Consider the following 25,619-nt stretch of genomic DNA (forward strand, 5'->3'; position numbering starts at 1 on the left):
GTGTCAAAAATAGGTAAAGTAATCCAAGTTATGGGCCCGGTTGTTGACATCGAATTTGATCCCGATGCCCTGCCGGAAATCAATAGCGCAATCATTATTCAAAACGAAGCGAAGAAATCCAAACTCACTTTAGAAGTTGCCCAGCATCTTGGTAACGACACCGTACGTTGTGTAGCGATGTCGTCCACCGACGGTCTGACCAGGGGTGTAGAAGCCGTGAATACCGGTGCACCGATCACCATCAGTGTCGGGAATGAAACATTGGGAAGAATGTTCAATGTCTTAGGAGAACCAATCGACAATCTGCCCGCGGTCAAAACTGAACTACAATTTCCAATTCACCGCAAAGCGCCTGCGTTTGTTGATCAGGAAACCACAGATACGATGCTGGAAACAGGGATTAAAGTAGTCGATCTCTTAGCACCATATGCTAAAGGCGGTAAGATCGGACTGTTCGGCGGCGCCGGCGTAGGCAAAACCGTTCTCATCCAGGAGCTCATTAATAACATTGCAACCCAGCACGGCGGTATTTCCGTATTTGCCGGGGTTGGTGAACGTACCCGTGAAGGGAATGACCTCTGGAATGAAATGAAGGAATCCGGGGTTATCAACAAGATGACCATGGTGTTCGGACAGATGAACGAACCCCCCGGAGCCCGTTTGAGAGTAGGACTGACCGGTCTCACCCAAGCTGAATTTTTCCGTGATGAACAGGGACAGGACGTTCTCCTTTTCATCGATAACATCTTCCGCTTTACCCAGGCCGGATCGGAAGTGTCTGCACTTCTTGGTCGTATGCCGTCGGCGGTTGGTTATCAGCCGACTCTCGCTACGGAAATGGGTAACCTGCAGGAACGTATCACGTCAACGAAGAAGGGTTCCATTACCTCAGTTCAGGCGATTTATGTGCCTGCGGACGACTTGACGGACCCTGCGCCGGCTACGGCCTTTGCACATTTGGATGCCAAAACGGTTCTCTCTCGCGCGATTTCCGAAATGGGTATTTACCCGGCGGTGGACCCGTTGGATTCCAGTTCTCAGATCATGACCCCGGACATCGTCGGTCAGGAGCATTACGAAGTTGCCCGCGAAGTGCAGAAGATCCTGCAGCGTTTTAAAGAGCTTCAGGATATTATCGCGATCCTTGGTATGGACGAGCTAAGCGAAGATGACAAGCTACTCGTTAACCGGGCTCGCCGTATTCAGATCTTCCTGTCACAGCCATTCAGCGTTGCTGAAGCATTTACCGGTATGAAAGGCAAATATGTACCGGTCAAAGATACGATCCGGAGCTTCAAAGAAATCTGCGAAGGTAAGCACGATGCTCTGCCTGAGGAAGCGTTCCGGTATGTCGGTACGATTGAAGAGGCGATTGAAAAAGCGAAACAGTTGGGAGCTGTATAACCATGGCTGGAACGTTTAACTTTGTTGTCGTGGCACCCGCCGGCGAAGTCCTGAATACAGAAGTTGAATTCGTCCTTGCACCCGGAGCAGAAGGGGAACTCGGAATTCTAGCCAATCACTCCCCACTCATTGCCAACCTGGTGATCGGCGTTATCCGCTATACCCAAAACGGCAAAGTGGAAAAAATGGCGATCAGTGGCGGTTTCATGGAGGTTGCCCAGAACAAGGTGACGATCCTAGCTGATACTGCCGAGCTTGCTGAATCCATTGATGTTGCCAGGGCAGAAGCGGCCAAAGAGCGCGCCGAAAAACGCATCAGCGAGAAACAGTCCGAGACGGACATACTCAGAGCGGAAGTTGCTTTAAAAAGAGCCGTGGCTAGGCTCAAAGCAACAGAAAAATAGTCTCAGGTTAAAGTGAAAAAAGGATGCAGCGGTCATAGTGCTGCATCCTTTTCTTATCTGATCTTAATTTATTTCTCATTTATTTTAGAAACTTATCAATAGCATCATTCAGTTTATCGATGACTTCGGTATTGTTTTCCTCATAGGCATGGATCAGACAATGATTAATATGATCGCTTAGGATTACTTTGCCAGTGTTGTTAAGTGCCGAGCGGACAGCCGACAGCTGTATCAGTATTTCACTGCAGTCGACTTCATCGTCAACCATTCTTTTTATACCTTCCAGATGACCGATCATTCTGGCCAAGCGGTTTAATACATTTTTCTTGTTTGGATGGATATGAGTATGAGTATGTAGTTTCGTACGATCAAGGCTATTATTTTCCATCGGAGTAGCTCCCTTCAGTAAGTTGCCAGAAAATTCATATATAACATCTTACCATAAAAAGGCTTCAGGCGACATAGTTAAAAGAATTTGTATGTTTTGGGAATCTCCACTTTGGTCAAACTATTAATAAGTTGATGACATTTTAATTATAGATAGGAATGACAACTAATAATAGTAAGCTGGAGTGAGAGATTGTGTCTGGAAAAAAGACCTTGCTTTGTTTGTTCATATCCTTGATCATTATCGCCTTATCAGGATCTTCAGCTGGGATTGCCAGCAACATGAAAGCCCAGAACAATCCTGACAAGGATCTTGTTCTGCTTCTTCATTCAGGACTTGCATCTTGCCAAAATGCCCGTGTCAAATATATTATCTGGACGGAAGATAGCAATAGCCAGAAGGAAATAGAAAGTATTTTGCAGTCTAGTGACTTGCTGTGGAATAAAACTGTCCTGAGCGACTTTGCCAACAGAACGGCCTATCGGTACAGCGCAGAGTTGGAAATTGATCAGGACCAGGAAATTAATGCTCTCAACACGTATGAAGTGCTGGGCCTTCAATTATCCGGACCGGAAACAAAAGTGTACCTTGAAGAAAGCGTTGATCAGGAAATCGATATCCAACGCTATTTTAAAATGAACACCATCAGCATTATTCAAAAAACGGATATTCCATCGCTCTATGCTTTATCCGGTTATACCCAAGGATTAGGGCAGGGTGTTAAGGCCGGGAAGGATACAATCAATATACAGACGGTTACCAGAAAATACGAAGATAACCGAGGAAGGACTGTACTTGCGCTGCCGGCGCTCCTTGAGGAAGTATAGTATATGAACATGATAACTTCCAGATTGACAGTGGTATGAATAAGTTTTCTTTCCTGCTTGCAGGAAAAAAGAACTGAAGAAAAGAACTATTATTGTTGAAATGGAAAAACGGATATGGGATGATTGATACTGGATTGTTTAGACTGGGTCATGATATAATTGTAGTTTAGAAATAGGTCAGGAGATGACAATAATTTGAGCAAATTTGTTGTGACAGGCGGAAGAGAATTAGAAGGGAAAGTGGATGTCAGCGGCGCGAAGAACGCTATATTACCGATTATTGCAGCAAGTCTGCTGACTTCAGATAAAATTGTATTGGAAGAAGCCCCCGATCTGCTCGACGTTCAAGTTATGGGGCAGGTTATCGAATCTCTAGGGGGAAAGGTTAAAAGAAAAAACAAGAAATTACATATTGAAACAAGAGATATCGAAAACATAGAGGCTCCTTACGATCTTATCTCAAAAATGCGAGCATCCATATTTATTATGGGGCCTTTGCTTGCTCGTAAGGGCAGAATCAGGATTTCTCATCCCGGCGGATGCGCAATCGGGTCTAGACCGATTAATTGGCATATTAAAGGTTTGGAGCTGTTGGGAGCCCAGGTACGTATGGATAATGGTTTTTTGGACGTTTCGGCCTCCAGACTGAAAGCGGCAAGAATATATCTGGATTTTCCGAGCGTTGGAGCAACCGAAAATATCATGATGGCTGCTGTAAACGCGGAGGGCACGACCATTGTTGAGAATGCTGCCCAGGAACCCGAAATCGTTGATCTCGCCAATTTTATTAACGAAATGGGTGGTAAAATTCGCGGCGCAGGCACGAATATCATCAACATTGAAGGGGTCAAAGAACTCCATGGGACCACACATACAATCATCCCGGACCGGATTGAAGCAGGAACATACATCTTGATGGCTGCGGCCTGCGGCGGTGAAGTCTTGGTACGGAACGTCATCCCAGTTCACTTGACCTCGCTCTTGGCCAAACTTGATGAAGCCGGCGTAGTATATAAAGAGGAAGATGATGGCATAAGAGTCATTGGCAAAGGAAACTATCATGCTGTAGATATTAAGACCCAAGTGCATCCGGGGTTTTCAACCGATCTGCAGGCTCCGATCATGGCGATGCTTACACGGGCCCATGGGACTTCAATGGTTACAGAGACCGTTTTTGAAAACAGATTCATGCATGTCGAAGAACTGAAAAGAATGGGTGCAGACATCCGGATTGAGGGCAGAAGTGCGATTGTCCAGGGAGTGGAGAACCTTCATCCCGCTACCGTAAGTGCAAGTGATTTGCGGGCCGGAGCGGGCCTTGTTCTGGCAGCGCTGACGGCCAATGGCACCTCGGAAATCAGAGAGATCCATCATATCGAAAGAGGTTATGAATATCTTGAAATTAAATTAAAGGGTATTGGCGCCAATATAACGAAAGAAGAATAACCAACTCGTTGGTATCATATCGTTGCCCTCCTGTGCATACAAATAGGATATGCTTGTACTGCGCAGGAGGCCAAAACGTGAGTCAAAGAATGAAAACAATAACGGCCGCTGTCATGGCCGTTATCTTTTTTGTAGGAATACTGCCCGTGCTTATCAGCTGGTTTGGGGATAAAGACCAGGAAGATCTGGGAAAGCAGGTAAGGGTCAAACTTGCAGATGGCCAGATCAAAGCAATGCCCATTGAGAAATACCTGATTGGGGTAGTTGCAGCCGAAATGCCAGCCGAGTTTGAAACAGAAGCGTTAAAGGCCCAGGCTGTTGCCGCCAGGACCTATGTACTTAAACGTATGGCATCTACTGAAGGCAGCGACTTTGATGTGGACACCACTGTCAATACGCAGGCCTGGAATTCCAACGAAGAAATGCGGACAAAATGGGGAATCATCAACTACTGGAAATATCAGCGCAAGATCACAGATGCGGTTAAAGCTACGCGAGGTAAGGTTATTACGTTTCAGGGAGAAATGATTAATGCGTTTTTCTATAGCAGCTGCGGCCGAAAAAAAACTGAACGGGCTGGAGACGTTTGGAGCACAGATCTGGATTATCTCAAAAATGTGCCGTCCGGGGAAAGTGATCCGCTACGGTTCGTCAAACATCATATCTTTCAGTGTGCTGAATTTTACCAGCTTCTTGGTTTCACCCAGATCCCGGAAAAGTTTTCGGACAGTGATGTTATCCTGGTTGAAAGGACGAAAGCCGGTCGGATAAAAACACTGGCTGTCAGAAACAAAGTATTCAAAGGAACGCAACTTCGGAGCAAGCTTCAGCTTTCCTCGACCGATTTTGAATGGGAGATCCGCGGAACAGAAATTGAGTTTGTAACGTACGGCAAAGGACACGGAGTCGGGATGTCACAATACGGGGCCAATGACCTGGCCCAAAAAGGTGAATCGTACATTGAAATTTTGGGACACTATTATCTGGAGACAAAACTTGAGAAGATCTATTAAGTAAAAGTATATTGCCAGTAGACAAAAGATACATACTTTAAATGATGTATTAACTGGTAAAGGGAAGACAGACTCACTAAATGAGACTGTCTTCCTTTATAACCAGCTTTCTAAAGAATGACTGCCAAAGTTACGAGTAATACGGATGCCCCTAAGGATATAAAATCTCCTGATCTGAAGGCGTAGTACTTATACCCGCTGCCCTTTTTGCGACAGTAGAAGCCGCGAAGCTCAACGGAGATCGCCCCACCCTCAATCCGTTTGACGGAGGAAATTAGAAGCGGTACACACAGCGGCAGAAGAAGCCGTATTTTCTTAAAGAAATTTTTCGTATCGAATTCGACGCCGCGGGCTGTCTGCGCTTCCATGATACCTGCCATTTCGTTTGAAAAAATTGGAATAAAGCGAATGGCTGTCATCAACGCAAACGCATATTTATAGGGAATCCTGAGCCGCTCCACCAGCACGTTAGAAAGATCGTTCATCGGGGTGACCGAGAGCATCAGCGCCAGTGGCATTGTCGCGGCAAGCAGTCGCAAAACAAATAGCAGCGAAAACGATAAACCCTTGTCAGTGATCATAAGATGAAGCGGAAGACTCAGCAGGACGATACCATCTCTCACGAACAAGATCTGTAGCACAAATAGAACCACGGAAAATTTAAGCAACGCTTTCAGCATTCGGATGGAACGGTTAAATACACCTGCTGAAGCAGCAAGTAGCAAATTCAGCACAATAATAGCGATTACATAAAGATGTAGGTCACTGATAAAGCATGAGACACAGAGAATAAGCGAAAGTAGCAGTTTGGTCAGCGGATTAAGGCGGTGCAAAAAGGAGTTGCCGGGAACATAATCTAAAAAGCCTGTCATCTTTTGCACCTGCTTTCAATTCTTTCCACCATCTGCGTGACAGTAAATATATTTTTAAAATGCTCGCCTAAACGCAGTGCGAGCGCAGGGATCTGAGCAGGAGCTACGGAAGCGGCAGCCAGCATATCAAGATGGGTCATCATCGCAGCGGTATCGCCGTCTCCGAGAAGTTTTCCTCCGCTTACTACGAGCACCCGTTTGGCATAATCCTGGACGAGTTCCATATCATGAGTGACCATGATGATGGTGGTTCCATTCTCATTAAGTTCCCGGATCAGCTTCATAATATGAGTACATTCACTGTAATCCAGCCCTGTTGTCGGTTCATCGAGAATAAGCACCTCTGGCCTACAGGCTAGAACAGAAGCCAGTGTCACCCGCTGGCGGTCGCCTCGGCTAAGCGTGAACGGGTCGGCATTTCCGTCTAAGCCGAATTGCCCGATCATGTCTTCACAGCGTTCCTGGCGCAAGTCGACATCATCAAGCACGCATTCGAGTCCAAACATAATTTCACCGCGGATGGTATTTTGGCAAATCTGGCGGTCAGGGTTTTGAAACAGAAACCCAATCAATTTAGCAAGGCTGCTGGTGCGTGTCGTTCGGGTATCATTACCGTTGACCGTCACCCGTCCCGCTGAGGGTTTCAGGAGTCCGTTGCAGAGCTTACTGAGCGTTGATTTACCCGCACCGTTTTCGCCAATGACAGCCGCAAAATCTCCCTTATTGACCTGGAATGAAACATCGCCGATTACAGGGCTGGAGCCATAGGTAAAACTGACATGCTCAAATATGATCATACTTAAGCACCTCATTTACCATTTTCTCAGCCTCATCCAAATTCAGAGGCAGTTCTCCGTGGTAAAGTCCTTTGTTGATCAGCAGGTTGGCCAGGGTCACAATCCTGGGGACATTGACGCCGATTTGTTCAAGGTCTGTACTGTTCTGGAGTACCTGCCGCACAGGTCCCTGATGCAGAATCTCTCCATCATGCATCACAACAAGCCGGTTGACGTACTCACATAAAAGCATAATTTTTTGTTCAACGACAATGATCGTCATGCCATAATCTTTATTTAGCGTCCGAAGCATCTGGAAAATTTGCATGCTGCTCTGTGGGTCAAGTTCACCGGTAGGTTCATCGAGAAGAAGGACAGATGGACGGAGCGCAACGATAGCAGCAATAGCAACCTTTTGTTTTTGTCCTCCCGATAGAGTATGGATGCTGCGGTATCGCAGACCGGCGATCCCAATCGTATCTAGGGCTTCATTTACACGGGTTTCAATTTCTTCACGCGGTATGCCAAAGTTCTCAAGCCCGAAGAGTAGTTCATCTTCAACGACAGAGGCTACCATCTGACCATCAATATCCTGAAATACACTGCCAATAAAAGAAGATAGCTGTTCAGGATGAACCTCAACGGTATCCACATCGTCGACAATAACACTGCCATAAAAATCACCCGTGAAATGATGGGGAACAATTCCGTTCAGTGTGTAGGTCAGGGTCGACTTGCCGGCGCCGCTGCTTCCGATGATGCCTACAAAGTCGCCTTTGTTAATACGAAGGTTAATATTTTTTAGGGCGGAGCGGTGACTGCCTTTATATTTAAAAGTGAGATCGTTGATTACTATCATTGCGTAATGGTCCTTTCACGACAAAACAGATAAAGTGGTTTAAGGTTCTTATTTTTTAAGGGCAAGCTTCAACGGAATATAGAGCACTTGGACAATGATTGCATTGATGGCTGCCGTTCCAAAAATGATCGCCAGAAAGATTGCCAGCGGAGTAGGTTTAATATCTGCACCGGTGTAATACATCAGATACATAATTCCAACAAACGAAAAACCGCTGACAAGGGTAGAAAAAAATGTGGCAACAATTGGTTTAAAAGAAATTTTACCAATGTTCATCGGTATCAGAATAAGCAGTGATATTGCAATCGCTCCAAGCAGTTCGCTGGCAAAGTTAATGTAGGGCTGCCCCGGGAAGAACTGACAGATCGCACCGGCCAGAAGCCCGATAATGGCCGCTTCGCGCAAACGGGGTTTAATAAGCAGGATAATCAGACAGTACATCGCGATAATGAAGTTCGGCTTCATGCCGAAGTTAATAACCGAGCCTACAAAAAATTTGAGTACCGCTCCTGCTGCGAGCAAAACGCCGATAAGGAGAAGATCTGATACGGTAAGCCCTTTTTTATTTTCGGTAAGAACGACTCTTTTTTCCATGATAAGCATCCTTTCTGCACATTTATTCTTTTTTCATTTGCCGCCCATGCCAGCGGTTTCGGTGTTTAGTTGGTATAATCGTGACATCGCGGCATAAGGCCGTCCATGGCAAATAAAAAAGTCTGTCCTTACGAAACAAGGACAGACATAAATATCTGCGGTACCACCTTCATTGATTAGTCCAAAACGGACAAATCCACTCTTACAAAAATGCCAACACATTTTCTGCCATTAACGCAGGCCTTCGTCTCAGATACTCGGGAGAAAATACCCTTTCACCTTGCCCTCAGTGGTCCATTTGCCAAGTTGCATTTCCGCAGGGTTTCCACCATTCCCCGCTCTCTGGAGGCGCATACCTTCGGTTTGATCTCCACTTCAATGGTTTTAGTAGATTATTCAGCTCAGCAGAGCGTAACATAGAAAAGTTTTCTTGTCAATATAAAATAATGGATTTTACGGATTAAGCGGATCAGAAATTGTTGCTGTAAAATGTTTGGGCTCTAGAAATTTGGATAGCTTAAAAAAGGAATTCTAAATAAATGGTCAGCTGTGATCTGAACTTCTTTCGGCATTTCAAGACTGTGCGAGGAGTTCTCTGCCTGCGAATCAGTGTACATTATTTACCAGTAAGGGACATCCTCTTTAGGATGTCTTTTTCATTTGTACCAGCATATAAATGAACTAAAACATTGCAGGTACAAAGGGGAGAGGGAGAGTGCAGGAACATATCAAAAGAAGAGCTTTAGATATTGGCAACTATATTATAGAATCAAGCTGTACAGTGCGGCAGACCGCACAAATATTCGGGGTATCCAAGTCGACGGTACATAAAGATGTAACAGAAAGATTGCCGTTGATTAACAAACGGCTTTCCTCTCAGGTCAAGCATGTCCTTGAAAGCAATAAAGCCGAGAGGCATATTCGGGGAGGAGAAGCAACCAAGAAGAAATACATGCATACGGAGGATTAGCTCCTGAAAGACCAGTCAGAAAATATAGGTCGTAAAAAACGGAAAGAAAGAGGAAAACATAAAATTACATCGAATAATATGAACGGAGTCATGAAAAAAATCTCCCCTAAAGGGAGATTTAATTTTAGCTGCCGCCCTGCATGTTAAAGCTTGGCGTCTGCCAAGTCTTTCTTATTTTCATGGGACAAGCCAATAGAATTGTGGAGTGAAAGGGGCAACACCTGATGTTTGGGACTGATCTTGGGATTGATTTAGGCACGGCGAGTGTTCTGGTCTATGCACAAGGCAGGGGTATCGTTTTGCACGAGCCTTCGGTCGTTGCGATTGATAAGAGCACAGGTAGAAGAATTGCGGTGGGGGAAGAGGCCAGAATGATGATTGGCAGGACTCCCGGAAGCATTACGGCTATCAGGCCGATGAGGGATGGAGTCATTGCAGATTATCAGACTACCGAAATCATGTTGAAATATTTACTCAAAAAAGCAGGAATAAAAAACTGGCCTTTTTTAAAAAATAGAGTTGTTGTCTGTATACCGTCGGGAGTCACCGAAGTTGAAGAAAGGGCTGTAAGACAAGCTGCTATGAAAGCCGGTGCCGGACAGGTCAAAGTAATTGAGGAACCTTATGCAGCTGCCCTGGGGGCTGGTATGGATATATACGGGCCCGAAGGAAACATGATCGTCGATATCGGCGGCGGAACGACAGATATTGCAGTAATCAGCCTGGGTGGAATCGTAACCAAAAAAAGCATCCGCATGGGCGGGGATAAACTGGATGAATCTATTATCAGGTTTATTCGGAGAGAATTCAATTTGATGATCGGGGAAAGAACAGCGGAAGATATCAAAATCAGAGTCGGCTGCGCCGTTCCGGAAGGGAAAACAGACGGCGCAGAGATCGATGTTAGAGGAAGGGATCTCATCACCGGACTCCCGAAGACCATTACGGTAGATTCAAAAATAACATATAAAGCGATGGAAGAATCACTGGAAGTAATTATAGCCGGAGTTAAAGATGTTCTGGAGCGTACGCCGCCGGAACTCGCTGCGGATATTATGAACAGAGGAATCGTACTCACCGGTGGAGGATCGATGGTGAATTCCCTGGATTTGAGGATTTCTAAGGAGACGGGACTTATTGTTACCCTTGCCGATCATCCGATTTCCTGTGTTGCTTTAGGGACAGGTAAAGTCCTTAAAAACAGTTTTAAGTGAGAATCCCGAGGATCAGAATGAAATCATTAGAAATATTGGGAACGCGTATCGACTCGGTTGGTTTGCATGACTGTCTTGAAGCCATCGAACACACAATTTCGCTGGGGCAGGAACTTCGGATTGTAACCGCAAATCCCGAATTAATTTATAAAGCTGAACATGATGCCGGTCTTCGGAAAGTCATCAATTCAGCTGGTCTTGTCGTACCGGATGGGGTAGGCGTCGTTTGGGCTGCTCGAAAACTTGGTTACCCGGTCAAAGAAAGAGTAACGGGCATCGACCTGACAGCAGGGATTTTCGGGGAAAGCAACCGTCACGGATGGAGAATATTTCTGTTGGGCGCGAAGCCGGGCATTGCGGAAAAAGTTATTCGGCAGCAGAGCCTGGGGTATCCGGAGATAGCCTTGGCGTGCCATCATGGCTATTTTACGCAGGCAGAAGAGCCCGAGATGATTGAGCAGATCAGGCAATTTGCACCGGATATTCTTTTGATTGGCTTGGGCGCCCCCAGGCAGGAATACTGGAATCATCAACATCCAGGGCTGGCTAAAGTAAGTATGGGTGTCGGGGGGTCATTCGACGTAATGTCCGGAGAAGTGAAACGTGCCCCTGGGATATTCCGGCAATCAGGGCTGGAATGGCTTTACCGGCTAATTAGCGAACCGGGCCGGATAAAAAGGCAAGTCGTACTTCCAATGTACCTTCTAAGGGTTTTGAAACAGAAATATTTTCCGGAACGTGGCTCCTAAAATAACAGATTAAATTAGTTAATCTTTATCGGTATAATCGATAATAATTACGAATGATGAAGCCTACTCTCAGATCACAATCAGCCGAGTTCCAATCAGACTATAAACAAAAGCTAAGTGGCCGTTTTACAACGCACTTAGCTTATTAATTTTTCATTATTTTCTCATAAAAAGCTATCGTATCCTGAACCATTTTTTCAACGGAAAAGAGGCTTGCTTTTTGCCTGGATCTCGCAGTCATTTCGGCAGAAAAATCCCTGTCCTTGAGCACCTTGCTGCAGGCCAGCGCCAGCGCCGCAGGGTCAGCCGGTGGAACGAGCAGGGCTTCTTTGTGGTCTTCCAGAAGTTCAGGGATCCCGCCGACCTTGGAAGCTATAATCGGGATTCCGGCTTGAGCGGCTTCCAGTAAAACCAGTCCCATTCCTTCGCTCAGGGAAGGAAATACAAACAGATCCATCGCCGGCAGGGCCTGCCAGGCTGAAGGCAGGTAGCCGGTCAGCGTAAATGGAAGTCCGGAAAGCTTCAGCTGTTCGGTTAGTTGATCATGAAGGGGGCCTTCACCAATGATGAGCAGGTGAAGGTTAGGGATTTCCGTAGTCAGCAATTTCATTGCTTCAATCAGATAAGATTGTCCTTTCACCGGGTGCAGACGACCAATCGTTCCGATAACAAGACAATGATCCGGGATTGACCATTGTTCACGGAAGGTCTTGAGCATTTGGTCTGGTTGCGTGAATGTAAATATTTCACTACCGTTATAGATTACGTTTACCGGCAAAGTTAATCCTTTCCTGTTCAGCCGGATGGCGGCGGATTGGCTAAGACTGACGGATACCGCAATAATACCGGCAGACCAGGGCAGGGTGAGGTTATCGACCCAGAGAGAAATCCTGCCTTTGAGGGAAGACGGATAATCGTATTCCGGCAGGCTGTGGATGGTTGAAATGCAGGGAATTTTGGTGAGTCTCGCGACGATCCGCCCCAGAAGGTTACCCCTTGTGCCATGGGCATGGATTAACGCAATCTTATGTTTGCGGCAGAAAGCAATAATGGTAGGCAAAGGGGAGAGGTCAAAAGGGAACAGCATGGGGAATATTTCAGATGGGATGCCGAAAGACTGTGCGCATGATGCCAGCACAGAGCCCTTGGCCAGACATCCCAAAAAAGGATTCACGTTTTGCCTGTCCAGATTTTTCAGAAGATTCAGAACGTTCTGCTCAGCCCCCCCGATCTCGCCGCCCCCAATCAGATGAAGAACATTAATCGACATAGATTGCCTCCTCCAAAGCCTTTGGCATAATATTTCTCTGCTGTTATAAATATGATAGAGAAATATGATTGGACTTGCAAGTCCTGCGGAGGATTAAGGTGAATGACGGGAGGACAGAAAATTTCCTAAGTGTGTTTATGTTTTTGGGTATGATATGCCACGGGATTTTCTTTATCCGGGAGTGGCTTGTCTTGGGTGCTGTCTTAATATTCTACACGATTGTTCACTGGAAACAAGTTTGTCTTATAACGGTCGTCGCCAAAAATTTTTTTCGTAATCCGGTGAGCATTTTTTTGCTGCTGAGCCTTTTTTCGCTGGCGGGATTATTCAGTCCAGTCAGGGCAATTGACGGCTGGCTGGAAGCGTTCCGCTGGCTGGTATATTTATCCGTTTATTTATGGGGAATACAGCTGGCGGCTGCCGGGGAAGCAAATAGGTTTTTAAACAGAATGACATGGCTGACAATTTTGGCGGTGGTACTGTCCTGGCTGCCCGGAAGTGAAAATATCTGGCTGCCGCCTGGCCCGCCGGAAGAAGGGCGCTATGCCTTCTGTTTCGGATATCCAAATTCTGCTGCAGCTTTTCTTGTGTGCCAATTAATGGTAATATTGAGAAAAAGGAAATTTAACCCATTTTTCTTGTTGCTGCTGGGGATAAGTATTCTATCCACAGGATCAAGGGCTTCGGTGCTGCTGCTTTTGTTGTTTATTCCGATTCTATTGCTAAAAAAGAGAGCTTTAACTCAAAAGAATATTATAAATATGGGCAGCATCAGAACTGTAACCGAAAAGCGTTCTCAGGTGTCAGTCGGAATAATACTTTTTGTGTGTTTGATCATTGTCCTTTACCCTGCAGTTTCAAGTATACAGGTGCCCTTCAGTCATTTATGTTCCTGGACAAATACCAGCCTGGCGGAAAGAATTGCGTATTACGCTGACAGTATCCGGCTTGCCAGAGATGCATATTTTCTGCCGCAGGCGGGAGGATGGCTCGGTTTTTCCTTTATTCAAACCACTCCTTATTGGACATTGGATACCCATTCTTCATTTTGTCGGGTGCTTTTAAATCAGGGGATCATTGCCGTCTTGTTCTTAATGCTTTGGGCCTGGCAAGGACTTAGGAGCTTTGTCCAGGACCTTTGGAACGGGGATAATCTCGGAACGATCTGCACAAAAGCAGCAGCTCTATTTTTGGGACTGCACAGCCTGATTGATGTGGATATGTCTTTTGGGATGATCGGCATCTTGTTTTGGCTGCTGGTCGGGATGAATACCGGGGAAAAAGCAGAGAATCAGAAGAAGATAAGAACCGCCTTGCTTAGCTGAAGCATATGATAGGAATAATCAGAAGAATGAATGATTTACGGCAAAGGCAGGTCAGGTACATGATGCTTATCTATGGGGTATTGGTGGTAGGTTTGATTATTCTTTGGCTATGGGCAGGACAATATGAGTGGGAGCTTCCGGATGCCCTGTCTGAACGGATTGAGGCTTTTGGAACAAATAAATCGCGGCAGGTGAAGACAATCACTGACAATGTGATTTTGGCTATTGAGGCCAGGGAATTTGACCATGAGGATATTGAAAAAGAAATTTACATGGTCAGAAAAACACGAAACAGGCAGGAGGGGATGATTGTCAGCATAGAGCTGCCGCAGGAGAATGCCAATATTCCTAAAGACGAGCAGGAAAGAACCAAGACCCGTCTGGAAAGACGTTTTCCTGGCCTGATGGTTCAATATACTCAGAAAGGATAAGGACAAAAGCGTGCTTTTCTACATTTTAGCCAAAGACAATGAAGAATTCTGTTTTTCTCCACTGCCTTCTGCGGGCCTGATCCTGGGAGGGTGGACAAGGTATTTGAGCCCTGGGTTGCCGTTAGAAAAGCTGCTGGCCATCACAGCAGAGCTGCCTGATAAAAAACCAACAGTGCAACCAGTAAGCGCCCAACCAGCCACGCCGCCATTTTCACCGGTGCTGCCATCAGCACCAGTCATAAACAGGGACTTTGAAAATAAGCTTGCCCAAAAGCTAACAAAGCGTATGAAAAAAGAAAATATGGGTGTTCGAGAGAAGGTTTGGTGGCAGAATATTAGCCGGGAGGCCTTGCCGGAGGCATTCAATATTGAAGTACTGCAGAATGAAACCATATACCAAAAATTCCTAAGAATGGCGGAGGGCAGGCAGCTTGCCGAGAATGAGTTTTGGATTGTGGAGAAGGAGCTCGGCGTTAGTACGAAGGAACTTCTGGGCTTCATGCAAAAAGCTGTGCAGAGTGGAAATGCAGCGTGGCTGCCGATTTTTGAACAGGTTCGATCCACGTATTTCTGCCGGCGCTGCGGAAGCAGTCATTATGAAGAATGGCCATCACTGTATGGCGATACATATACCTGCCTTGACTGTCGGGAAATTGGACCGCTCAATTCTCTGCAAATTCTTTTTAGGCTTCATTCCGTCGATGTTGTGGGTCAAACACAGATGGATACGGATAAGTGTGAACCAGATCAAACTGTCCGGAATTATAGTCTGGAATTTACTTTTGCGCAGGAAAAGACAGCCGGAGAGCTTTGGCAGCAGGTGCACCGGCAAAAAGCAAAAGAAACGCTGCTTTGGGCCGCTTGCGGTGCTGGAAAAACAGAGGTTTGTTTCCCTTTAATCGACAGTTTTTTGCGTCAAAATAAGAAGGTTCTTTTTGCGGCACCTAGACAGGACGTTGTGCATGATGTCCAGCCTCGTTTGCAGAAAAATTTTTTGGAATACAATATCAAAATTCTAAGTGGAGCGCTGCCGCAGGATATGGAGCCCTCAAAGCTAACCGTCGCAACAACGCATCAGGTTCTGAGATTCTATCAGGCTTTTCACTTGATTATTCTTGATGAGACTGACGCCTATCCGTATGAAGGAAGCAGCGTCCTGGAATATGGAATCAGACAGGCGTTAAGGCCAGATGGGCAAATTATCTGTCTGACAGCGACACCATCTGCAAAAATTCTATCACGGGTCAAGAGCCGGGAATGCACGATTGTCAGACTCCCTGCTAGACATCATGGCTTTCCTGTTCCGGTCCCTGAATGGCAAAAAAATAGATTGACCGGGGATCGTTCGGTGGTTAAATTAAAAAAAATATTGCTGGAATTAATTACGGACGGTCCGATTCTGGTCTTTGTCCCCACAGTTGCGTTGGTTAAAGAATGGACGGGTGTGCTGAAAACAGCTTTTGGCGATCTGTGCGTGGAGGGAAGCTGGAGCTCAGATGCTGCAAGGAGAAAAAAAACCGTACTTTTCAGGCAGGGCGATATTGATATTTTTGTCTGTACATCCATTTTAGAAAGAGGCATAACCATCAAAGGTGTACAGGTTGCAGTTTTATTTGCGGATCATGCCCTCTATGATGCGAGGGCTTTGGTCCAGATGGCCGGCAGAACGGGCCGGAGTGCAGAATGTCCGGTTGGAAGAGCTGTTTTTATTTATGCCAAACAAACCCGGGCCATGATCGAGGCCAATCGCTGGATTCAGGACCAGAATAGGCTAGCTGAAGAATGGGGCTGTCTGAATGGTTGATCTATTCTCGAAACTTAAAGAAAACGCAGCGCTTTTGTGGTATGAAAAGACAGCGTATTGTCTGCTTTGCGGCAATGTATCAGCCGAACCGGTCTGTCTGATTTGTCAGCAGACCTACTTCTTTCCGGATTTGCCTCGCTGCGATTCTTGCGGCAAAATTCTTGCCGAGACCAAAACACGTTGCCGAAATTGTGAAACAGGAAAAGGCCCGAAAAGATTGGATAAGGTAACCTGCCTGGGTCATTACAAAGGTGCCTGGAAAGAACTGGTCCAGCAAATTAAATATAAGGGACAGCCATATTTGCTGGCGTCTCTGGCAGAAATGATCATACCATGGGTAATCCGCAGCTTGCCGCCTCCTGACCTAGTGATTCCGGTACCGATGCATCGGGACAGGCTGGCTCAAAGAGGATTCAATCAAGCAGAGGTGCTGGCCTCAATCATCAGTAGACAGCTGGTAATTCCCTATCAGAATCTGCTTGACCGAATGAAGGATACAATTCCTCAGACTACACTTGGACGCAGACAAAGGCTACGGAACCTCCGGGACGCCTTCTCAGTTAAACCCGATTACAGTGATCTCAGGGAAATTGTCTGGCTGATTGATGATGTGGTGACAACAGGCTCAACACTCGAAGAATGCGCCGGGGTACTAAAAAAGAATGGGGTAAAAAAGGTCTATGCTTTTTGTCTTGGCGCGGGTAAAGAAGAATAAGACAATTTGCCGAAGAAAAATTATTTTTTACAGAAAATTGCAGAATAAAGACAAAAATAGGACTATTGTACTAATCGATGGACTGCTCACAATTTTATCCACCAATAAAAATGAAAATATACGCCAAAAAGTAAAGTTATCAACATTATCCACAATTTGTTGTGTATAACTTCAATAAACCGAAATGCTAGTCTCATATTAACCCGAAATCCCATATATCCTGACGGCAAATTTTTCGCAATACTGCGTTATCTACTGTTTCTTGCTATCCATGGCACCGTGGTATTAGTCCATCCCTGGACGTCAGTGCGCCTGGGTATGCCTCGATCCTTCAATAGCCATGGATGGCCATTATATATCATTTTAAGGTTAACAAGATACTGCTTCTCAGGATGTTTTCAGTTTGTTAAGGTAATAATACTTCTAGACAAAGATAAAATATGGCAGGAATTTAATTAGAAAAGATGAATTATAATACTATATCAGGCGAAAGGGGTTGAGACTATGAATATCAATGTTCGAGGCAAGCAAATGAAAATAACGGACGCGCTGAAGGATTATGTTGAAAAAAGAGTCCGTAAGCTGGAGAAGTACTCCGATGATTTTCTCGATATTCAAGTCATGCTGTCCGTAGAAAAAGAACGTCAAAAAGTTGAGGTTACTGCCCCGCTGAACGGATTTCTCCTGAGAGGTGAGGAAGAAACAGATGATATGTATTCCTCCATCGACCTGGTAGTGGATAAGCTGGAACGCCAAATGGAAAAATACCGCAAGCGTATTGGGAAAAAGAGAATAAAATCCGCGAAGGAGGAGCCGAGCTATATCCTCGATGATGATGAAGAAATCTTTGATAATAATAGCATTGTAAAAACGAAAAAGTTTTCAGCTAAGCTTATGTCGATTGACGAAGCAGTGATGCAGATGGACCTGATCGGACATAATTTTTTCGTATTTGCCAATGCAGATACGGAGCAGATAAATATTGTTTACCGGCGCAAACACGGCGGTTATGGCTTACTGGAGCCGGAATACTAAAACAGATGAACGACTCAGGTTTATTAATCGCATATCCTGAGCAAAAAAGTGTCCCGCCTATGCGGGATATCTTTTTGCTCAGATTGAACCTTCAGTAAGACAGTGATAGAATAATCATATTAAGCACACCGCGCAAGGTGAAAGGTGGACCAAAATGGGTTTTTTAAAAAATTTGATTGATGACAACGCCAGAGATATAAAAAAGTACCAAAAGAAAGTTGATAAAATCAATCAGCTGGAACCATCTATACAGGTGCTCTCTGATGATGAACTCAGAGCAAAAACAGTAGAATTCAAGGAAAGACTGGAACAGGGCGAGACATTGGATGATCTTTTGCCGGAAGCCTTTGCAGTCGTCAGGGAGGCTTCAAAAAGAGTTCTCGGACAGCGGCACTATGATGTTCAGCTTATCGGCGGAATGGTCCTTCACGATGGAAGAATCGCTGAAATGAAGACAGGGGAAGGCAAAACGCTGGTTGCAACCTTGCCTACGTATCTAAATGCCTTAACCGGGCTGGGTGTCCATGTTGTGACGGTTAACGATTATCTGGCTACCCGTGATGCCAACTGGATGGGACAGGTTTATAACTTCCTTGGTTTATCCGTTGGTTTGATCGTGCATGGTCTTACGCACGAACAACGGCGGACTAGCTATAATGCCGACATTACGTATGGCACGAATAATGAATTCGGATTCGACTATCTAAGAGATAATATGTCCGTCAATCCTGCCGCTGTCGTCCAACGGGAGCTCAATTATGCCATTGTGGACGAAGTTGACTCGATTCTGATCGATGAAGCCAGGACACCACTGATTATTTCCGGAGAAGCTGATAAACCTACAGAGCTGTATTACCGAGTTGCAAAGGTTGTCCCCCGCCTTAAACCGGAGGAAGACTATCATGTTAATGAAAAAGACAGAGTTGTAACATTGACGGAGAATGGGGTATCCAGGGTTGAAACCATGCTTGGGGTGGATAACTTATACGATGACCTGCACAATGAAGTTGCGCATCACGTCAATCAGGCTTTGAAAGCGCATACCCTGTTCAAGCGTGACCGCGACTATGTGGTGAAGGATGGCCAGGTTATTATTGTTGATGAATTTACAGGCCGCTTAATGTTTGGACGCAGATACAGCGAGGGACTTCATCAAGCGATTGAAGCCAAGGAAAACGTCAAGATTGAGAGAGAGTCTCAGACGCTGGCAACCATTACGTTTCAAAACTTTTTTCGGATGTTTAAGAAACTTGGCGGCATGACTGGTACCGCGAAAACGGAAGAACAAGAATTTATTAATATTTACAGGTTGGACGTCGTAGAAGTGCCGACAAATCTTCCAATGGTCAGACAGGATCTGCCTGATGTTATCTACAGGACGGAAGAGGGCAAGTTTAACGCCGTAGTTGCGGACATTGCGGAGAAGAATGCCAAGAGTCAGCCAGTACTTGTTGGAACGATTTCCATTGAAAAATCCGAGAAGCTCAGCGACATGCTAAAAAAGAAAGGTGTTCCGCACCAGGTGCTAAATGCTAAGTTTCATGAACTGGAAGCCCAGATCGTCGCCAAGGCGGGGGAACCGGGTATGGTAACCATTGCAACCAATATGGCAGGCAGAGGAACAGATATTGTTCTTGGGGAAGGCGTCAAAGAACTTGGCGGATTGCATATTATCGGAACGGAAAGGCATGAATCCCGCCGGATTGATAATCAGCTGCGGGGACGTTCCGGACGTCAGGGTGACCCGGGATCTTCCCAGTTCTATATTTCGCTTGATGATGATTTGATGCGGCTTTTCGGTGGCGACAATATTGCAGGACTGATGGACAAACTCGGGATGGATGATAGTGTTCCTGTCGAATCCAGAATTGTGAGCCGCAGTATTGAAACAGCCCAAAAGAGAGTCGAAGGCAGAAACTTTGACATCCGTAAACACGTGCTGAATTATGACGATGTCATGAACAAGCAGCGTGAGATTATCTACTCACAGCGCAGATCCGTTCTTACAGGAGAAAACCTTAAGGAACAGGTAATGGAAATGATTGAAAAAGTCATTGCTGATACCATTGCACGTTACAGCGGAAACAGTCCGTATCCGGAAGAATGGGATATGGTCAGTTTCCTAGATTATGTCGACAATGTTATTTTACCTGATCATGAATTTACACCTGAACAGATTGGTAATTTAGCTAAAGAAGAAGTTGAAGAGCTATTGATTGACGGTATACATGAATTATATGAGAGCAGAGAAGCCCAGTACGGTTCAGAGCTTATGCGCCAAATTGAAAGAGCAGTAGTCCTTCAGGTTGTAGATACCCGTTGGAAGGAACACCTTGATGCGATGGACAGCCTTCGGGAGGGGATTGGTTTAAGAGCTTACGGACAGCGTGATCCGCTCCTTGAATACAAGAATGAAGCTTTTGATATGTTTCAGGGCATGGTAGAATCCATCCAGGAGGACGTCGCTACTTATATCCTGAGAGTAACGCCTCGGATTACAACGCAGGTCCCTGAACAGGCACAAAAGGTCTCAGAGAACCGTTATGAGGAAGAACAGGAACATATCAAAAAGCCCCGTAAAATCGGGGAGCAGATTGGCCGGAATGATCCCTGTCCTTGCGGAAGCGGGAAGAAATATAAAAAATGTTGCGGAATCAACAGCTAAATAAAGTATTGACAAAACAGATTTGTTTTACTTTAATAAGCTTTGGAAAAAATAATCTAGGGGTGGAAAAATGCTCACCGATTGGAAGAAAGAAATTGAGAATCTAAAAATGCGTTTAGCAGATTTGAGGGTTTCTCTTTGACGTTGCTGGCCGTCAGATAAAGATTGCCAAGCTTGAGGACGAACTCAACAAACCTGGCTTCTGGGATGACCCTTCTGCAGCGCAAAAGGTTATGCAGGAATTGACCCGAGAGAAGGATAAGGTTACGGTTCATCAACAGCTTCAGGAACAGATTGAGGACATTGCTGGGCTCTGGGAGCTGGCTGTAGAGGAAGACGATATCTCTTTGGAACCGGAAATTGAAAACACCATTGTTGAATTGAAAAACACGTTTGCTGATTTGGAGCTTGAGATCTTGCTCAGCGGGCCTTATGACCGTAATAATGCGATTATAACGTTGCATTCCGGTGCAGGCGGGACAGAATCCCAAGATTGGGTACAGATGCTGTACAGGATGTATGTACGCTGGGGTGAACGCCGGGGATTTAAAGTCGAGACGCTTGATCTTCTCCCGGGAGAAGAAGCAGGTATTAAAAGTGCGACATTTTCATTAGCCGGGGAAAATGCCTATGGCTATACCAAATGTGAGAAAGGGGTACACCGTCTGGTGCGTATCTCTCCTTTTGACGCCTCCGGACGGCGGCACACTTCCTTTGCCTCAGTCGATGTGATTCCCGAAGTCACTGATGATACGGAAATAACCATTGATGCTGAAGATTTAAAGGTGGACACGTACCGTTCAGGCGGAGCCGGCGGGCAGCATGTTAATAAAACGGACTCGGCAGTCCGGATCACCCATCTTCCTACCGGAATTATTGTTCAGTGTCAGAGCGAACGCTCACAGATTCAGAACAGGGCTTATTGCATGCGGGTTCTTCAGGCAAAGCTTTTAGAATTAAAGCGAAAACAACAGGAAGAGGAAATATCTGAGGTCCGTGGAGAGCAAAATGATATTGCCTGGGGGAGCCAGATTCGGTCTTATGTCTTTCATCCATACAGCATGGTTAAAGACCATCGGACCAGCTATGAAACTGGGAATGTCAATGCGGTGATGGACGGGGAAATTGATCCATTCATTTCGACGTACCTTCAGCATATCGTCGGACAGAATAAATAACTCGGAACAAAGGATCGGAACAAAGCAAAGGAGGACCCTTATAACATGTCACATTTAAAAAAAATCGCTTGCAGAATACGTCAGGACATCATCGAAATGCTGCTAAAAGCTAAATCAGGCCATCCTGGCGGCAGCCTTTCGGCCGCAGATATCCTTGCTGTCTTATATTTCCGAATCATGAATATTGATCCGGCCAATCCTGGATGGTCCGAGCGGGATCGTTTCGTGCTCAGTAAAGGGCATGCTGCCCCGGTACTATATGCAGCCTTGGCGGAGAAAGGATATTTTTCGCGCGAAGAACTGCAGCATCTTCGGCAGACCGGGCACTTTCTTCAGGGGCACCCGGATATGAAAAAGGTCCCGGGAGTCGATATGTCCACAGGTTCTCTGGGACAGGGTATTTCAGCGGCAGTCGGTATGGCCCTAGCCGGCAAAATGGATCAAAAAACCTACAAAGTATATTGCCTCGTAGGTGATGGTGAAATGAATGAGGGTCTGGTTTGGGAAGCGGCAATGGCGGCAGCCCATTATCAGCTCGATAATTTGATTGGCATTCTCGACTTTAACGGGCTTCAAATTGACGGGGCAACGGAAAAAGTCATGAATTCTTCTCCACTTGCCGACAAATGGAGAGCCTTTGGATGGAATGTTTTGGAGATTAATGGTCATGACATTCAAGCACTGACGGATACCCTGGAAGCAGCGAAACAAGTGCAGGGCAAACCGACAATGATTATCGCCAAAACCATTAAAGGAAAAGGGGTATCCTTTATGGAAAACCAGGCGGGCTGGCATGGAAATGCACCCAGTCCTGATCAAGCGGAAGCAGCCCTGGCTGAACTGAGAGGTGAAAACTAATGGCAGAGATGTTTGATCTGAATAAAGCGCAAAAAGTTGCAACAAGAGATGCCTACGGAAAAACGCTTGTGCAGCTTGGCGAGGAGAATAAGGATATTGTTGTTTTGGATGCCGATTTGTCCAAATCAACAAAAACGGCTGATTTTGCCAAGGTCTTTCCGGAGCGTTTTATCAACATGGGGATAGCCGAACAAAATTTAATGGGGGTTTCTGCAGGGCTGGCAGCGGCGGGCAAAATTCCTTTTGCGAGTACCTTTGCAATCTTTGCGACAGGAAGGGCCTTCGAACAGATCAGAAATTCCATCGCTTATCCGAAACTCAATGTGAAGATTGCGGCTACTCATGCGGGAATCAGTGTAGGTGAAGACGGTGCCTCCCACCAAGCGGTGGAGGATGTGGCGCTGATGCGTTCGGTGCCGAACATGACAGTACTGGTTCCTGCTGACGCAGAGGAAACGAGTCAGGTCATCAAAGCCGCTGCAGCTTACCAGGGTCCTGTCTATATTCGGCTCGGCAGACTGGCGTTACCGGTGCTCTTTGAGTCTGCTTCCTATCAGTTTGAGATTGGCAAGGCCAATGTACTGAAAGACGGCAAAGATGCTGTCATAATTGCAAATGGACTTATGGTGGCGGAAGCGCTGAAGGCCGCGAATGAACTTAGCGGGCAGGATTTCAATGTTGCGGTTGTCAATTGTGCTTCTGTTAAGCCGCTGGACAAACAGACCATTATCCAAATGGCGCAACGAACCGGAGCGGTTGTCACTGCAGAAGAGCATAGTATTATTGGCGGGCTTGGAAGTGCTGTGGCAGAAGTATTAAGCGAAAATTGTCCTGTTCCACTCTGCCGGATCGGGATCAATGATGTTTTTGGGGAGTCCGGTCGTCCGGATGAATTGCTGGTGAAATATCATCTTACAGCAAAAGACATTATCGAAGCTGTAAAACGAGTCATTGCCAAAAAATAAAGAGCTTCAGAACAAATATAAGCAGGATATTCCTAAAGAGGAGTATTCTGCTTTTTACTTTTGCTCAATTTGTTCTTTCAATTGCCGTCATTTGTCAATATATTCATTTTTTACACTATTCGTTTAACAATTGTGGAATGCATTTCTGAGATTTTGCCATTTTTCAGGAAATGTTTAATTTTTTTAGTTGTCTTAGACAGGAAAATAACACAAAATGTCGAAGAATTAAGTGTTAATAGGCTTCCGGAGGACAATGAATGATTAAGCTAAAGAATGTTTCTAAAATTTATCCGAATGGTGCCCGTGCTCTGTTCGGCGTCAATCTAGACGTTGCTAAGGGAGATTTTCTATTTCTGGTTGGTGCCAGCGGGGCTGGCAAATCGACACTGATCAAACTGCTCTACCGGGAAGAAATTGCCACGCGGGGACAGGTACTTATCGATAATGTTAATCTTGTCAGAATGTCTTCCAGCCATGTGCCATTGATCAGAAGAAAAATTGGTGTTATTTTTCAGGATTTCAAGCTGCTCCCGGCAAAAACCGTGTTTGAAAACGTTGCTTTTGCCCAGCAGGTTATTGGTAAAAGTATGAAAGAAACCAGAGATAATACGAATACGATTTTGGATTTGGTTGGCCTTGCTAAGAAAAAGAATGCCTTCCCTTCCGAACTTTCAGGAGGCGAACAACAGCGCGTTTGCATTGCCAGAGCGCTGGTCAACAAACCCGCTTTGCTGGTTGCGGATGAACCCACAGGGAATCTCGACGTCGATACTTCCTGGAGTATCATGGAACTGCTGAACCATGTCAATAAGCTGGGTACCACGGTCGTGATGGCAACACATGCCAGGTACATTATTGAACAAATGAATAAGAGGGTAATAAAGATTGAAGAAGGCAGGATTGTTGATGACAGCATAGAGGGGGCATATAAAATTGTCACTTAACTCAGCAAAATATGTTCTAATCCAGTCTCTGGTATCATTGAAACGAAATTTCTGGCTCAGTGCCGCATCCATTTTAACAGTGATGATTTCTTTAACAATCCTTGGTTATTCGGTTTTCTTTTTAGTCAACACATCGAACATTGCCGAGACTTTTGAATCCCAGGTAGAAATTGCCGTGTTTTTAAATGATCATCTGGAGACAGCACAAATTACCGATTTAAAAAGTCAGATTCAAAAACTTGAAGGTGTCGCAACCGTTACGGTTACCACTAAAGATCAGGCTATTATAGAATTTCAGGAATCTATGGGTTCCGACTCTCTTCTGGAGGATTTGGGCGGAGTGAACCCATTTCCGGATAAGATTACAATTACAACGACCGATGCCCGTCTCGTCAAAGACATCACTTCCCAGGTAAGTGGGTTAACCGGAGTCGAAAAAGTCCGTTATGGACAGGGCTTTGTTGAAAAACTGATTGTCTTTACTCAGTGGCTTCGCTGGGTTGGGATTGGCGTTGTTGCCGCATTTACCTGTGCTTCTTTCTTCTTAATTGTTTTAAATATTAAAACCAATGTAAATTCAAGAGAGAAAGAGATTCAAATCATGCGCCTGGTTGGTGCCAGCAAATCCTTTGTCCGTTGGCCTTTTATTATCGAAGGGATTGTCATCGGTATGGTCGGGGCAATCCTGGCCGTTGCGCTGGTTGGGTCTACCTATACTTGGCTCCTTCAGTATATTATATCGACCTTGAGTTTCCTGCCTGTTGTCAGCAGTCAACAGTTCATTATCAATGTGCTTTTGCTGATGGTTCTGGGCGGAGTTTCCATGGGATTTCTGGCAAGTGCGTTCTCTGTACGAAAATTTTTGAACCTTTAAAATAAGTTTTCTATGGTTTTAGACGTCAAAGGTTAACGA

The 25,619-nt window shown here is 45.5% G+C and carries 25 protein-coding genes; 19 read left to right on the forward strand and 6 right to left on the reverse strand.

Annotated elements, in window-relative coordinates; genetic code table 11:
• Positions 1-1,404 carry a F0F1 ATP synthase subunit beta gene (gene atpD, locus A7K50_RS08405; protein ID WP_119775532.1) on the forward strand — a complete coding sequence of 468 codons (1,404 nt, stop codon included), beginning with the start codon at positions 1-3 and terminating at the stop codon, positions 1,402-1,404.
• Positions 1,405-1,406: 2 nt separating this feature from the next.
• Positions 1,407-1,808: a F0F1 ATP synthase subunit epsilon gene (locus tag A7K50_RS08410; RefSeq protein WP_020492003.1), complete on the forward strand. Its 402-nt coding sequence runs from the start codon at positions 1,407-1,409 to the stop codon at positions 1,806-1,808.
• A gap of 79 nt (positions 1,809-1,887) precedes the next feature.
• On the opposite strand, the gene A7K50_RS08415 is transcribed toward A7K50_RS08410, so the two are convergent.
• Positions 1,888-2,196, reverse strand: a complete 309-nt coding sequence (locus A7K50_RS08415; RefSeq protein ID WP_026156401.1) for a metal-sensing transcriptional repressor — start codon at positions 2,194-2,196, stop codon at positions 1,888-1,890.
• Between the two features lie 194 nt (positions 2,197-2,390).
• On the opposite strand from A7K50_RS08415, the gene A7K50_RS08420 reads away from it, so the two are divergent.
• The 3 genes from A7K50_RS08420 to spoIID all read left to right on the forward strand — a co-directional run bounded on the left by A7K50_RS08420 (position 2,391) and on the right by spoIID (position 5,482).
• Entirely contained in the window at positions 2,391-3,023 is a 633-nt protein-coding gene (locus A7K50_RS08420) for a hypothetical protein (RefSeq protein ID WP_119775534.1), read from the forward strand.
• Positions 3,024-3,218: 195 nt separating this feature from the next.
• Positions 3,219-4,469 carry a UDP-N-acetylglucosamine 1-carboxyvinyltransferase gene (gene murA / locus A7K50_RS08425; protein WP_026156403.1) on the forward strand — a complete coding sequence of 417 codons (1,251 nt, stop codon included), beginning with the start codon at positions 3,219-3,221 and terminating at the stop codon, positions 4,467-4,469.
• A 77-nt stretch (positions 4,470-4,546) separates the two neighbouring features.
• The gene (gene spoIID, locus A7K50_RS08430; protein ID WP_119775535.1) at positions 4,547-5,482 is read left to right on the forward strand and encodes a stage II sporulation protein D; all 936 of its coding nucleotides are present in this window, start codon (positions 4,547-4,549) and stop codon (positions 5,480-5,482) included.
• Between the two features lie 110 nt (positions 5,483-5,592).
• Here spoIID and A7K50_RS08435 read toward each other — a convergent pair whose 3' ends face one another.
• From A7K50_RS08435 to A7K50_RS08450, 4 genes are read right to left on the reverse strand one after another with little or no spacing between them, the layout of a single operon-like run.
• Complete coding sequence (locus tag A7K50_RS08435; RefSeq protein ID WP_119775537.1) at positions 5,593-6,354, reverse strand: energy-coupling factor transporter transmembrane component T; 762 nt, start codon at positions 6,352-6,354, stop codon at positions 5,593-5,595.
• Positions 6,351-7,151, reverse strand: a complete 801-nt coding sequence (locus A7K50_RS08440; RefSeq protein WP_119775538.1) for an ABC transporter ATP-binding protein — start codon at positions 7,149-7,151, stop codon at positions 6,351-6,353. The genes A7K50_RS08435 and A7K50_RS08440 overlap by 4 nt, the downstream gene beginning before the upstream one ends.
• Entirely contained in the window at positions 7,138-7,989 is an 852-nt protein-coding gene (locus A7K50_RS08445; protein WP_119775540.1) for an ATP-binding cassette domain-containing protein, read from the reverse strand. The genes A7K50_RS08440 and A7K50_RS08445 overlap by 14 nt, the downstream gene beginning before the upstream one ends.
• Positions 7,990-8,037: 48 nt before the next feature.
• Positions 8,038-8,583, reverse strand: coding sequence for a tryptophan transporter (locus tag A7K50_RS08450; RefSeq protein WP_119775541.1), 546 nt, complete (start codon positions 8,581-8,583; stop codon positions 8,038-8,040).
• Between the two features lie 715 nt (positions 8,584-9,298).
• On the opposite strand from A7K50_RS08450, the gene spoIIID reads away from it, so the two are divergent.
• The 3 genes from spoIIID to A7K50_RS08465 all read left to right on the forward strand — a co-directional run bounded on the left by spoIIID (position 9,299) and on the right by A7K50_RS08465 (position 11,516).
• Positions 9,299-9,553, forward strand: coding sequence for a sporulation transcriptional regulator SpoIIID (gene spoIIID / locus A7K50_RS08455; protein WP_015044900.1), 255 nt, complete (start codon positions 9,299-9,301; stop codon positions 9,551-9,553).
• 224 nt (positions 9,554-9,777) lie between these two features.
• Positions 9,778-10,767: a rod shape-determining protein MreB gene (gene mreB / locus A7K50_RS08460; protein ID WP_020492013.1), complete on the forward strand. Its 990-nt coding sequence runs from the start codon at positions 9,778-9,780 to the stop codon at positions 10,765-10,767.
• Positions 10,768-10,784: 17 nt separating this feature from the next.
• A complete protein-coding gene (locus A7K50_RS08465; RefSeq protein WP_119775543.1) occupies positions 10,785-11,516 on the forward strand; it encodes a WecB/TagA/CpsF family glycosyltransferase in 732 nt (243 codons plus the stop codon).
• Positions 11,517-11,661: 145 nt separating this feature from the next.
• Here A7K50_RS08465 and A7K50_RS08470 read toward each other — a convergent pair whose 3' ends face one another.
• Complete coding sequence (locus A7K50_RS08470) at positions 11,662-12,786, reverse strand: glycosyltransferase (protein ID WP_119775544.1); 1,125 nt, start codon at positions 12,784-12,786, stop codon at positions 11,662-11,664.
• A gap of 98 nt (positions 12,787-12,884) precedes the next feature.
• Here A7K50_RS08470 and A7K50_RS08475 point away from each other — a divergent pair, with 98 nt between their 5' ends.
• The 11 genes from A7K50_RS08475 to ftsX all read left to right on the forward strand — a co-directional run bounded on the left by A7K50_RS08475 (position 12,885) and on the right by ftsX (position 25,580).
• The gene (locus tag A7K50_RS08475; RefSeq protein ID WP_119775546.1) at positions 12,885-14,111 is read left to right on the forward strand and encodes a hypothetical protein; all 1,227 of its coding nucleotides are present in this window, start codon (positions 12,885-12,887) and stop codon (positions 14,109-14,111) included.
• 59 nt (positions 14,112-14,170) lie between these two features.
• Entirely contained in the window at positions 14,171-14,542 is a 372-nt protein-coding gene (locus A7K50_RS08480; RefSeq protein ID WP_026156405.1) for a hypothetical protein, read from the forward strand.
• Positions 14,543-14,552: 10 nt separating this feature from the next.
• Positions 14,553-16,346 carry a DEAD/DEAH box helicase family protein gene (locus A7K50_RS08485; protein ID WP_119775547.1) on the forward strand — a complete coding sequence of 598 codons (1,794 nt, stop codon included), beginning with the start codon at positions 14,553-14,555 and terminating at the stop codon, positions 16,344-16,346.
• Positions 16,339-17,061: a ComF family protein gene (locus A7K50_RS08490; RefSeq protein WP_119775549.1), complete on the forward strand. Its 723-nt coding sequence runs from the start codon at positions 16,339-16,341 to the stop codon at positions 17,059-17,061. The genes A7K50_RS08485 and A7K50_RS08490 overlap by 8 nt, the downstream gene beginning before the upstream one ends.
• Before the next feature lie 504 nt (positions 17,062-17,565).
• Entirely contained in the window at positions 17,566-18,096 is a 531-nt protein-coding gene (gene raiA / locus A7K50_RS08495) for a ribosome-associated translation inhibitor RaiA (protein ID WP_020492020.1), read from the forward strand.
• A gap of 154 nt (positions 18,097-18,250) precedes the next feature.
• Positions 18,251-20,761, forward strand: a complete 2,511-nt coding sequence (gene secA / locus A7K50_RS08500; RefSeq protein ID WP_119775550.1) for a preprotein translocase subunit SecA — start codon at positions 18,251-18,253, stop codon at positions 20,759-20,761.
• 70 nt (positions 20,762-20,831) lie between these two features.
• A protein-coding gene (prfB, locus tag A7K50_RS08505; protein WP_243103696.1) for a peptide chain release factor 2 occupies positions 20,832-21,939 on the forward strand; the annotation gives its coding sequence in 2 pieces (ribosomal slippage) (positions 20,832-20,900 and positions 20,902-21,939; 1,107 coding nt in all).
• A gap of 45 nt (positions 21,940-21,984) precedes the next feature.
• Positions 21,985-22,797, forward strand: a complete 813-nt coding sequence (locus tag A7K50_RS08510; RefSeq protein WP_119775552.1) for a transketolase — start codon at positions 21,985-21,987, stop codon at positions 22,795-22,797.
• Positions 22,797-23,762, forward strand: coding sequence for a transketolase family protein (locus A7K50_RS08515; RefSeq protein ID WP_119775553.1), 966 nt, complete (start codon positions 22,797-22,799; stop codon positions 23,760-23,762). The genes A7K50_RS08510 and A7K50_RS08515 overlap by 1 nt, the downstream gene beginning before the upstream one ends.
• Before the next feature lie 257 nt (positions 23,763-24,019).
• The gene (ftsE, locus tag A7K50_RS08520) at positions 24,020-24,706 is read left to right on the forward strand and encodes a cell division ATP-binding protein FtsE (protein ID WP_020492025.1); all 687 of its coding nucleotides are present in this window, start codon (positions 24,020-24,022) and stop codon (positions 24,704-24,706) included.
• Positions 24,696-25,580: a permease-like cell division protein FtsX gene (gene ftsX, locus A7K50_RS08525; RefSeq protein WP_119775555.1), complete on the forward strand. Its 885-nt coding sequence runs from the start codon at positions 24,696-24,698 to the stop codon at positions 25,578-25,580. The genes ftsE and ftsX overlap by 11 nt, the downstream gene beginning before the upstream one ends.
• The last annotated feature ends 39 nt before the right edge of the window (positions 25,581-25,619 follow it).

Origin of the sequence: Dehalobacter sp. MCB1 (genome assembly GCF_003590275.1) — a bacterium.
GTDB lineage: Bacteria > Bacillota > Desulfitobacteriia > Desulfitobacteriales > Syntrophobotulaceae > Dehalobacter.